Origin of the sequence: Pseudomonas entomophila (assembly GCF_029478665.1) — a bacterium.
In the GTDB taxonomy this organism is placed as follows: Bacteria; Pseudomonadota; Gammaproteobacteria; order Pseudomonadales; family Pseudomonadaceae; genus Aquipseudomonas; species Aquipseudomonas entomophila_F.
Genome location: NZ_JARPQB010000002.1, coordinates 158,180 through 168,548, shown reverse-complemented (window position 1 = coordinate 168,548; position 10,369 = coordinate 158,180). Strand labels below are relative to the sequence as shown.

Annotated in this window: 10 protein-coding genes; 4 read left to right on the top strand and 6 right to left on the bottom strand. The window is 66.1% G+C overall.

The genetic code is table 11. The features are described from left to right. Nucleotides 1-41 precede the first annotated feature (41 nt). The 6 genes from P5705_RS02170 to P5705_RS02145 form a co-directional block, all read right to left on the bottom strand. Nucleotides 42-833 (bottom strand): amino acid ABC transporter ATP-binding protein, encoded by a 792-nt coding sequence (locus P5705_RS02170; RefSeq protein WP_277459370.1) that lies wholly within the window; start codon nt 831-833, stop codon nt 42-44. A 24-nt stretch (nt 834-857) separates the two neighbouring features. Next, nucleotides 858-2,102: an NAD(P)/FAD-dependent oxidoreductase gene (locus P5705_RS02165; protein WP_277459369.1), complete on the bottom strand. Its 1,245-nt coding sequence runs from the start codon at nt 2,100-2,102 to the stop codon at nt 858-860. 16 nt (nt 2,103-2,118) lie between these two features. Further along, entirely contained in the window at nt 2,119-2,829 is a 711-nt protein-coding gene (locus tag P5705_RS02160) for an ABC transporter permease (RefSeq protein ID WP_277459367.1), read from the bottom strand. Further along, entirely contained in the window at nt 2,826-3,545 is a 720-nt protein-coding gene (locus P5705_RS02155) for an ABC transporter permease (RefSeq protein WP_213660993.1), read from the bottom strand. Before P5705_RS02155 ends, P5705_RS02160 begins: the two co-directional genes overlap by 4 nt. A 153-nt stretch (nt 3,546-3,698) precedes the next feature. Beyond that, nucleotides 3,699-4,451: a transporter substrate-binding domain-containing protein gene (locus P5705_RS02150; protein ID WP_277459365.1), complete on the bottom strand. Its 753-nt coding sequence runs from the start codon at nt 4,449-4,451 to the stop codon at nt 3,699-3,701. A gap of 26 nt (nt 4,452-4,477) precedes the next feature. Then, entirely contained in the window at nt 4,478-5,341 is an 864-nt protein-coding gene (locus tag P5705_RS02145) for a MurR/RpiR family transcriptional regulator (protein ID WP_277459364.1), read from the bottom strand. A 143-nt stretch (nt 5,342-5,484) separates the two neighbouring features. Between P5705_RS02145 and P5705_RS02140 the strand changes: the two genes are divergently transcribed. The 4 genes from P5705_RS02140 to tpx all read left to right on the top strand — a co-directional run bounded on the left by P5705_RS02140 (nt 5,485) and on the right by tpx (nt 10,285). Then, nucleotides 5,485-6,510, top strand: coding sequence for an Ldh family oxidoreductase (locus P5705_RS02140; RefSeq protein WP_277459362.1), 1,026 nt, complete (start codon nt 5,485-5,487; stop codon nt 6,508-6,510). Between the two features lie 349 nt (nt 6,511-6,859). Then, entirely contained in the window at nt 6,860-8,056 is a 1,197-nt protein-coding gene (locus P5705_RS02135) for an amino acid aminotransferase (protein WP_277459361.1), read from the top strand. Between the two features lie 280 nt (nt 8,057-8,336). Beyond that, complete coding sequence (locus tag P5705_RS02130) at nt 8,337-9,617, top strand: serine/threonine transporter (RefSeq protein ID WP_248920014.1); 1,281 nt, start codon at nt 8,337-8,339, stop codon at nt 9,615-9,617. 167 nt (nt 9,618-9,784) lie between these two features. Next, nucleotides 9,785-10,285 (top strand): thiol peroxidase, encoded by a 501-nt coding sequence (gene tpx / locus P5705_RS02125; RefSeq protein ID WP_277459360.1) that lies wholly within the window; start codon nt 9,785-9,787, stop codon nt 10,283-10,285. The last annotated feature ends 84 nt before the right edge of the window (nt 10,286-10,369 follow it).

The following is a 10,369-nucleotide window of genomic DNA, read 5'->3' as shown; positions in this document are numbered from 1 at the left end:
CCTGTAGGAGCGAACACCGGCAAAGCCGGTGCCACCGTTCGCTAATGCAGGATCTGCCTGAGAAACGCCTGTGCCCGCGCCGTGCGCGGTTGCCCGAAGAACACCTCCGGCGGGCTGTCCTCGATGATCTGCCCACCCTCCAGGAACAGCACCCGCTCGGCCACCTGGCGAGCGAAGCCCATCTCGTGGGTGACACAGAGCATGGTCATGCCGGTGCCCGCCAATTGCACCAGCACATCCAGCACTTCGGCGACCATTTCCGGGTCCAGCGCCGAGGTCGGCTCGTCGAACAGCATGATCCGCGGCTTCATGCACAGCGCCCGGGCAATCGCCACGCGCTGCTGCTGGCCGCCGGACAGCTGGCTGGGGTACTTGTGCGCCTGGCTCTCGATGCCGACCTTGCTCAGGTACATCCGCGCCCGCTCCTCGGCATCCTTGCGCGACAGCCCACGCACGCTCATCGGCGCCAACAGGCAGTTGTCGAGCACGCTCATGTGCGGGAACAGATTGAAGTGCTGGAACACCATGCCGATCTCGCTGCGCACCTGGGCGGCCTGGCGCGTGGTGGTAGCGAGGTCGATGCCGCCGACCTGGATGCTGCCTTGTTCGGCAATCTCCAGGCGATTGATGCAGCGGATCAGCGTCGACTTGCCCGAGCCGGAAGGGCCGCAGAGCACGATGCGCTCGCCCTCGCGCACCGACAGGTCGATATCGTGCAGCACATGGAAGGCGCCGTAGTGCTTGTTCAGCCGCTCGATGCGGATCAGCTCCGGGCGCGGGTCGGGTGCGGGGTGCAACGGGGCAAGGCTGGCAAGACTGGAGGATGCGGACATCGTTTTTGTTCTCCCGCTCTGGTTTCAGTCGAAGCGTGCGGCGCTGTAGGGCGCAGGGTCGGTGAAGGGATGCTGGCCGGTGAGCAGTTCCGCCAGCAGGCGGCCGCTGACCGGGCCCAGGGTCAAACCGTGGTGGGCGTGGCCGAAGTTGAACCACAAGCCCTTGTGCCGGGGTGCCGGGCCGATTACCGGGCGCATGTCTGGCAGGCAGGGGCGCCGGCCCAGCCAGGGTTTGTCGTCGAGGCGCTCGCCCAGGGCCGGGAACAGCTTGCGGGCCAAGGCTTCGCAGCGCCGCAGCTGGATCTCGTTGGCGGCCGCGTCGCTGGCGGCGAACTCGATACCGGTGGTCAGGCGCACGCCTCGGACCATGGGCGCCAGCACATAGCCGCCCTGGGTGTCGCACACCGAGTGGCGCAGCTCGGCACCGTCGCGGGTGGCGTAGTGCATGTGATAGCCGCGCTTGATCCCCAGGGGGAAGTCATAGCCCAGCGTTTCATAGAGCTCGGCCGACTGCGGGCCGAGGCAGGCCACTACCTCGTCGGCGCGGACCGGGCCGCGCTGTGTGTCCACCTGCCAGCCACCGTCGAGCTGGCGCAGGCTGCGCGCATCGCCGTGGAGGAACTGCCCGCCGCGTTGGACGAACAACCCGGCATAGCCACGGGTGAGGCCGCCGGGGTTGCTCACGGTCTTCGGGTCCAGCCAGTGGATGCCGCCGACCACGCCGCCGTCGAGCTGCTGTTCGCGGGCCTGGAGCTGATCGCGTTCGAGGATTTCGTAGCGCAGCCCATAGCGGGCCAGGCCAGGCAGCTCATGCTTGGCCTGCTCGAACAGCGCGCTGTCGCGGTACACCTCGATCCAGCCCTTGGCCTGCACGAGGTCCTGCAACCCGGCGGCGTCGATCAGCGCGTCGTGCTCCTCGACACTGCGCTGCACCAGCGGCAGCATGTCCGCGGCGGCCTTGGCCAGGCGCCCCGGCGCCGACTGTTGCCAGTAGCGCAGCAGCCAGGGGGCGGCCTTGGGCAGGTGTGTCAGGCTGTAGCGCACGTCCGGTTGGCGGTTCAGGCCGTAGCGCAGCAATGCGCCGAACTTTCGCGGGAAGGCGTAGGGGATCACGCTGGAGCGCTCGATCAGCCCGGCATTGCCGTGGCTGGTGCCGCTGCCGGGCTCGTCGCGGTCGATCAGGATCACCTGGCGCCCACGCGCCTGCAGGTGCAGCGCGGTGCTGACGCCGACGATGCCGGCGCCCAGAACGATGGTTTGGCAATGCATGGAGCGGTTCCCTCGGTCAGTTCAGGTGGCGGCCCAGGCGGGCCTCCAGATGTTTCAGGGTGCGACGCACGAGCTCGACGATCAGCAGGTAGAGCACCGCCGCCCACAGGTAGATCTGGAAGTCGAAGCTGCGCGAGAAGGCCAGCTTGGTCACCCCCATCAGGTCGTAGATCGTCACCAGCGAGGCGATGGCGCTGGCCTTGATCATCATGATCAGCTCGTTGCCCAGCGGCCCGATGGCCACCAGCAGCGACTGCGGCAGGACCACCTTGAAGAAGGTGGTGGAGCGCTTGAGGTTCAACGCCCTGGCCGCCTCGTACTGCCCGGGTGCGACCGCCATCAGGCTGGCGCGGAAGATCTCGGCCTGGTAGGCGGCGGTGTTGAGGGTGAAGGCGAGCAGGGCGCAGTACCAGGCCTCGCGGAAGAACCACCACAGCCCGATGTCCTGCCAGAACCCTTTCAGCGAGCCCAGGCCGTAGTACAGCAGGAACAGCTGGGCCAGCAGCGGTGAGCCACGGAAAAAGTACACATAGCCTGCGGCCAGGCGTTGCAGCACCCGGCTGCGCGATAACCGCGCCAGGGCCAGCAGCATCCCCAGCAGCGCGCCGAGGGTGAACGAGATCGCCACCAGCTTGGCGGTTACCAGCAGGCCGTCGACGAAGCGCGGGCCATAGCGCTCCAGCAGGTCCGGGTCGAGCACATAGGCCAGCAATTGCTCGAGGCTCATGGGCGGGCTCCTTGCAGGTGGCGGTTGCTGCGCCGCTCGAGCAGGGCGAAGACCCTGCCCGACAGCGCCGAGAACAGCAGGTAGACCAGGCAGGCGACGCCATAGAAGAACATCGGTTCCTTGGTCACGCTGACCGCCAGGTTGGTCTGGCGCATCAGGTCGATCAGCGAGATGGTCGAGACCAGCGACGTGTCCTTCAGCAAGCTCAGCCAGTTGTTCGACAGGCCCGGCAGGGCGATGCGCGCCAGTTGTGGCAGCACCACCTTGAAGAACCCCGTGCGCCGGCCCAGGCCCAGGGCCGAGCAGGCTTCCAGCTGACCCTTGGGCAGGGTCTTGAAGGCCATCAGCCAGATTTCGCTGGAGAACGCCGCGAACACCAGGCTGAAGGCAATCATCGCGGCGAGAAAGGTGTTGATCAGCACTTCGCCCGGGTAGCCCAGGGCGGCGAGGATCTTCTGCGCGGCGATCTGGCAGCCGTAGTAGATGATCAGCAGCGTGAGCAGTTCGGGCAGGCCACGGAACACCGTGGAGAAGGTGGTCGCCCAGGCCCGCGGCAGGCGCTTGCGCGAACGGGCGGCCAGCGCCACGACCAGGCCCAGCGGCAGGCCGATGGGCAGGCAGGCCAGGGCCAGCGACACGGTCACCAGGGCGCCGGCCAGCAACGCCTGGCCCCAGCCACCGCTGGCGAAGGAGAGCAGGGAGAGTTGATCGAGCATGAATTCACCCTCAGGTTCGGCATGTTTGGGGGCACGCTGTGCCCCTTTCGCGACACAAGGCCGCTCCCACGGATGCGGTGTACTCCCTGTGGGAGCGGCCGTATGTCGCGAAAGGGCTGCGCAGCAGCCCCAGGTGCCTATCAGTCAACTGAATCAGTTGTAGATATCGAAGGCGAAGTACTTGCCAGCGATCTTCTGGTACGTGCCATTGGCCACGATCGCCGCCAGCGCCTCGTTCAACCGGGTGCGCAGGGCCTCGTCCTCCTTGCGCACGGCAATCGCCGCGTCGGCTTTTGTATTGGCGACATCCCCGAGGACCTTGCAGCAATCCTGGCCGTTCTTGCTCAACCATTCATGCAGCGGGAACTTGTCGGCGATCACCCCGTCCAGGCGCCCGGCGGCCAGATCCGCGTTGGCTTCGTCCATGGTCGGGTACAGCTTCACCTCGGCACCGGCCTTGCCGTACACGTCCTCGGCATAGATCGCCTGGGTCGAGGAGGATTGCGCGCCGACCGTGTAGCCCTTGAAGTCGGTCTGCGCGTCGCTGATCTTGCTGTCCTTGGCTACCGCCACGGTCAACGGGGTGCGGTAGTAATGGTCGGTGAAGGCGATCTTCTTGCGCCGCTCCTGGGTGTCGATCATCGAGGCGACCACGGCGTCATACTTGCGCGCCATCAGCGCCGGGATGATGCCTTCCCAGTCCTGCGCCACCAGGGTGCACTCGACCTTCATCTGCTCGCACAGGGCATGGGTGATGTCGATGTCGAAGCCGTGCAGCTGGTTATTGGCGTCGACGTAGTTGAAGGGCGGGTAGGCCCCCTCGGTGGCGAAGCGCAGGGTCTCGGCGCTGGCGTTGCCCGCCAGCCACAGGGCGCACGCACCCACCACAGCCATGGTTCTTTTCATCTCGCACCTCGGTCGTTGCACTCTTGCTATTGTTGTTTGCCCGCCGTGTAGCCGACGAACTCGTTATGTAGAGCGGCAGTTGCTTCCAAGCGTCTTTCAACATCCGGTCCAAGCTGCTTGCAGACCTCGTTGACCATCAGGTGCACCCACGACAGCATCGTCGCGGTGGATTCCCAGAACAGGTTGAATTCGCTGGGGATGCGGAACACCTCGTCGGCGTTGGCATCGGCCCAGTCACAGAAGGTGTCGGTGACCAGCGTCACCGGGATGCCCAGCGCGCGCGCCTTCTGGCACAGCTGCAGGGCGTGGCGCGAGTAGCGGCGCGCCTCGAACACCACCAGCGCGCAATGCTCCGGGCGGCCCAGCAGCACTTCGCCGAAGTGCCCGGCGCTGCCATCAACCAGTTGCACGCCGTCGCGCAGGTACTGCAGCAGGTGGCTCATGCACATGGCGATGCCGCGTTCGGTCTGGAACCCGGCGATGAACACCCGGGGCTTGTCGGCCAGGCGCCGAGCGACCTGCTGCCAGGCTTCGCCGCGGCTGTACTCATGCACGCGCACCAGCGCGGCCATCTCCAGCTCCAGGCTGCCCGAGCGCTGGTCGTCCTCGGGTTGCTGGCGGAACTCCTGCAGGCGATCGCCCACCAGCCAGGGGCCGTCGCCCAGGTCGTTCTGCAGGTCCTGCTTGAGCGCCTTGAGGTGGGCATAGCCGAGGGAGCGGCAGAACCGGCCGACGCTCGATTCGCTCACCCCCAGCTTGCCGGCGATGCTCGCCGAGGTCTGGAACGGCAGTTCGTGGAGGTTGGCGAGCATGTAGCTGGCGATCTGGCGGCCCGAAGCGGCTGCGGTGTGCAGGCTGCTTTCCAGGCGTTGCTTGATCGATTGGCTCATGGACGGCTCCGGCTGATTTCTGGCGTGGGATAGAAAATGGATGTTTTCTGTCATCAAGTCAATATTTGACAGATTGCTGTCATTGGCGGGAAAGTCTGTGTCGTTGCGCTGTAGCTATTCCAATTCCAAGAAAGGAGCTCCAGATGTCCTCACCGTCCACCGGCCCTGTCGTGCGCGTAGCGTTCAACGAATTGCAGGTGCTGTTGCAGTCGATCTTCGAGCGTCATGGTTGCAGCGCGGCGGTGGCCGCCGTGCTCGCCCACAACTGCGCCAGCGCCCAGCGCGATGGGGCTCACAGCCATGGCGTGTTCCGTATTCCCGGCTATGTCTCGACCCTGGCCAGCGGCTGGGTCGATGGCCGCGCCGAGCCGCAGGTGACCGACCTGGCATCCGGCTATGTGCGGGTCGATGCCCAGGGTGGCTTCGCCCAGCCGGCGCTGGCGGCGGCCCGGCCGCTGCTGGTGGAGAAGGCCCGGGCGGCGGGCATTGCGGTACTGGCGATCCACAATTCCCACCATTTCGCCGCGCTGTGGCCGGATGTCGAGCCGTTCGCCGACGAAGGCCTGGTGGCCCTGAGCGTGGTCAACAGCATGACCTGCGTGGTGCCCCATGGCGCGCGCAAGCCGCTGTTCGGTACCAACCCCATCGCCTTTGCCGCGCCGTGCGCCGGGCATGACCCGATCGTCTTCGACATGGCCACCAGCGCCATGGCCCACGGCGACGTGCAGATCGCCGCCCGTGCCGGTGAGCAACTGCCGCCGGGCATCGGCGTGGATGCCGACGGCCAACCGACCATCGACCCCAAGGCGATTCTCGAGGGTGGGGCGCTGCTGCCGTTCGGCGGGCACAAGGGCTCGGCGCTGTCGATGATGGTCGAGTTGCTGGCGGCGGCGCTGACCGGGGGCAATTTCTCCTGGGAATTCGACTGGGCCGGGCATCCGGGGGCGAAGACGCCGTGGACCGGGCAACTGATCATCGTCATCGACCCGAGCAAGGCCGAAGGGGAGCGGTTTGCCCAGCGCAGTCGGGCGCTGGTGGAGCAGATGCAGGCGGCGGGGTTGACGCGCATGCCGGGGGAGCGGCGCTATCGGGAGCGTGAGGTGGCTGGGCGGGAAGGGGTGGCGTTGGGTGAGCGGGAGTGGAACGAGTTGAAGGCGCTGGTGGGGTGAGATTGGCCGGATGGGGCCTCCAGGCGCCAGACGCAGTCGTTGCGTCGCCTATCAGATCGAGCGCCGCCCGCGCGGCGCATCGCGGATGAATCCGCTCCTACATCGGTTGCAACGTGCCGCACTGCTGGCCCGAAACAAACCTGTGTAGGAGCGGATTCATCCGCGATGCGCCGCGTGGCGGCGCTCGATCTCGAGAGCGCCACAAGGCTCCCGCCGCCCCCTTGAACCTCCGCGCCTTTGCACCCCTGCATCGACCGCTTGCGCATCGGTGATGTTCCTGGCGCCCGACTGCGGGTATCCTCGCCAGAGCCTTCCCTGAACTGTCCTGATTTCCAAGGAGCTGCACGCTGTGTTCAAACATGTCGATGCCTATGCCGGCGACCCGATCCTCTCGCTGATGGAAACCTTCAAGGCCGACCCGCGCGCCGACAAGGTCAACCTGAGTATCGGCCTGTACTACGACGAAGCCGGCGTGGTGCCGCAACTGGCGGCGGTGGGCGAGGTGGAAAAACGCCTGGCCGGCCAGCCCCACGAGGCTTCGCTGTACCTGCCGATGGAAGGCCTGGCCGCCTACCGCCAGGCGATCCAGGCCCTGCTGTTCGGCGCCGACCACCCAGCCGTCACCGACGGCCGCGTGGCCACGGTGCAGACCGTCGGCGGTTCCGGCGCGCTGAAAGTCGGCGCCGACTTCCTCAAGCGCTACTTCCCAGGCTCCGAAGTCTGGGTGAGCAACCCGACCTGGGACAACCACCGGGCGATCTTCGAAGGCGCGGGCTTCAAGGTGCACACCTATCCGTACTTCGACCAGGCCACCCGTGGCGTGGACTTCGCCGGCATGCTCGGCGCCCTGCAGACATTGTCGGCCAACAGCATCGTCCTGCTGCACCCGTGCTGCCACAACCCCACCGGCGCCGACCTCACTGCCCAGCAGTGGCAGCAGGTGGTCGAAGTGGTCAAGGCGCGCCAGCTGATCCCGTTCCTCGACATCGCCTACCAGGGCTTCGGTGAAGGCCTGGTGGAAGATGCCTTCGCCATCCGCGAGATGGCCCGTGCCGGCGTCCCCTGCCTGGTCAGCAACTCGTTCTCGAAGATCTTCTCGCTGTACGGCGAGCGGGTAGGGGGCCTGTCGGTGGTCTGCGACGACGCCGCCACCGCCGTCAGCGTGCTGGGCCAGCTCAAGGCCACCGTGCGCCGCAACTACTCCAGCCCGCCCGCGTTCGGCGCGCAACTGGTGGCCGGCGTGCTCGGCGAGCCTGGCCTGAACGCCCAGTGGGAGGCGGAGGTCGAGGTGATGCGCAAGCGCATTCTCGAGATGCGCCAGGGCCTGGTCGACCTGCTCGGCGAACTGCTGCCGGGCCAGGACTTCCAGTTCTTCCTGCGCCAGCGCGGCATGTTCAGCTACACCGGTTTCAGCGTCGAACAGGTGCGCCGCCTGCGCGACGAGTTCGGCGTGTACCTGATCGACAGCGGCCGCATGTGCATGTCCGGCCTGCGCCCGGCCAACCTGCGCCAGGTGGCCGAGGCGTTCGCCGCCGTTCAGCGGTAACCTGCCAGGGGTCGCTTTGCGACCCTTTCGCGGCACAAGGCCGCTCCTACAGGGTTTGCGTTTCTCTGTAGGAGCGGCCTTGTGCCGCGAAAGGGCTGCAAAGCAGCCCCGTCCAGCACAACCCGCTTGTAAAGACAAGTGCAACCGTCTCTCGGACGGGGCTTCCCCAAGTGCAACCTTTGCATGCACAATCGCGCCCCTCTTCCCCGGTTGAGTTGGGCGAATCGTCTAGTTCGCCATTCTCAGCCTGTTGCAGTCTTGCGAGTGGAGCTTCACCCGGATGAATGAGCAGGCCCCAAGCGTTGAACAACGCTTTGTAGAATCGACCCCCGCCACCCTCGGCAGCTGGTCGCGTCACGACACCACCTGGATGCTGGGCCTGTTCGGCACGGCCATCGGCGCCGGAACCCTGTTCCTGCCCATCAACGCCGGCCTCGGCGGTTTCTGGCCGCTGCTGGTCCTGGCCGTGCTGGCCTTCCCCATGACCTACTTCGCCCACCGCGGGCTGACCCGCTTCGTGCTCTCCGGGCGTAACGGCGGCGACATCACCGAGGTGGTCGAAGAGCACTTCGGCATCAAGGCCGGCGCGCTGATCACCGTGCTGTACTTCTTCGCCATCTTCCCGATCCTGCTGATCTACAGCGTGGCCCTGACCAACACCGTCAGCAGCTTCCTCGAGCACCAGCTGCACATCGCGCCACCGCCGCGGGCGATCCTCTCGTTCGTGCTGATTCTCGGCCTGCTGGCCATCGTCCGCTGCGGCGAGCAGGCCACGGTCAAGGTCATGAGCCTGCTGGTGTACCCGTTCATCGTCGCCCTGGCGATGCTGGCCCTGTACCTGGTGCCGCACTGGACCGGCGGCATCCTCGACACCGCCGCGCAAGTGCCGTCGGGCTCGGCGTTCCTGCACACCGTGTGGCTGGCCATTCCGGTGATGGTGTTCTCGTTCAACCACTCGCCGATCATCTCGGCCTTCGCCGTCGACCAGAAACGCCGCTACGGCGACCACGCCGACGAGCGCAGCGGCCAGATCCTGCGCCGCGCCCACCTGCTGATGGTGCTGATGGTGCTGTTCTTCGTGTTCAGCTGCGTGCTGACCCTGAGCAGCGCCCAGCTGGCCGAAGCCAAGGCGCAGAACCTGTCGATCCTGTCGTACCTGGCCAACCACTTCGAGCAGCCGGCCATCGCCTTCGCCGCGCCGTTGATCGCCTTCATCGCCATCGCCAAGTCGTTCCTGGGCCACTACATCGGTGCCAGCGAAGGCCTCAAGGGCATGATCGTCAAGGCCGGCATGCGTCCAGGCGCCAAGACCCTGGACCGCGTGGTCGCCGCGCTGATGCTGGTGGTGTGCTGGATCGTCGCCACCCTCAACCCGAGCATCCTGGGCATGATCGAGTCGCTGGGCGGCCCGATCATCGCCGTGCTGCTGTTCCTGATGCCGATGTACGCCATCCGTCGTGTACCGTCGATGCGCAAGTACAGCGGCGCGCTGTCCAACGTGTTCGTGGTGGTCGTCGGCCTGGTGGCCCTGACCTCGGTGGTGTACGGCCTGCTGGCCTGATCCACGCCTGAGCGATACAAATGCCCGGGGCGGTTGTCGCCACCCGGGCATTTTTTTGTCCACAGGAATTGTCCGGCAATAGAACAATTTCATGTTTGCTTATAGGCACTTGCGCGGCTTCATGCTTAACTCAGGGTCTTTTTCAAACCCGCATAAGGAATTCCGCCATGGCTCAAGTGACTCTCAAAGGCAACCCGGTTCAGGTCAAAGGCGAACTGCCGAAGGCTGGCGCCGCGGCACCGGCGTTCTCCCTGGTCGCTGGCGACCTGTCCGACAAGTCGCTCAAGGACTTCGCCGGCAAGCGCAAGGTGCTGAACATCTTCCCGAGCGTCGACACCCCGACCTGCGCCACCTCGGTGCGCAAGTTCAACGCCCAGGCCAATGACGTACAGAACACCGTGGTGCTGTGCATCTCCGCCGACCTGCCGTTCGCCCAGGCGCGCTTCTGCGGCGCCGAAGGCCTGGAGAACGTGAAGAACCTGTCGACCCTGCGTGGCGCAGAGTTCCTTCAGAACTACGGCGTGGCCATTGCCGACGGCCCGCTGGCCGGCCTGGCCGCCCGCGCCGTGGTGGTGCTGGACGAGAACGACAAGGTGCTGCACAGCGAGCTGGTCGGCGAAATCGCCGACGAGCCGAACTATGAGGCGGCGCTGGCTGTCTTGAAGTAAGCGTTCGCAGTGTTCGCCGGCTTGCCGGCGAACCAGGTAACACCCGGTAACGGCCTGGACCCTGTTCCAGGCCGTTTTCATTTA

Bases quoted from the DNA above. Each gene is read 5' to 3' on its own strand.
- P5705_RS02170 (WP_277459370.1), bottom strand. From the start codon at position 833: ATGTCCGCATCCTCCAGTCTTGCCAGCCTTGCCCCGTTGCACCCCGCA.
- P5705_RS02165 (WP_277459369.1), bottom strand. From the start codon at position 2,102: ATGCATTGCCAAACCATCGTTCTGGGCGCCGGCATCGTCGGCGTCAGC.
- P5705_RS02160 (WP_277459367.1), bottom strand. From the start codon at position 2,829: ATGAGCCTCGAGCAATTGCTGGCCTATGTGCTCGACCCGGACCTGCTG.
- P5705_RS02155 (WP_213660993.1), bottom strand. From the start codon at position 3,545: ATGCTCGATCAACTCTCCCTGCTCTCCTTCGCCAGCGGTGGCTGGGGC.
- P5705_RS02150 (WP_277459365.1), bottom strand. From the start codon at position 4,451: ATGAAAAGAACCATGGCTGTGGTGGGTGCGTGCGCCCTGTGGCTGGCG.
- P5705_RS02145 (WP_277459364.1), bottom strand. From the start codon at position 5,341: ATGAGCCAATCGATCAAGCAACGCCTGGAAAGCAGCCTGCACACCGCA.
- P5705_RS02140 (WP_277459362.1), top strand. From the start codon at position 5,485: ATGTCCTCACCGTCCACCGGCCCTGTCGTGCGCGTAGCGTTCAACGAA.
- P5705_RS02130 (WP_248920014.1), top strand. From the start codon at position 8,337: ATGAATGAGCAGGCCCCAAGCGTTGAACAACGCTTTGTAGAATCGACC.
- tpx (WP_277459360.1), top strand. From the start codon at position 9,785: ATGGCTCAAGTGACTCTCAAAGGCAACCCGGTTCAGGTCAAAGGCGAA.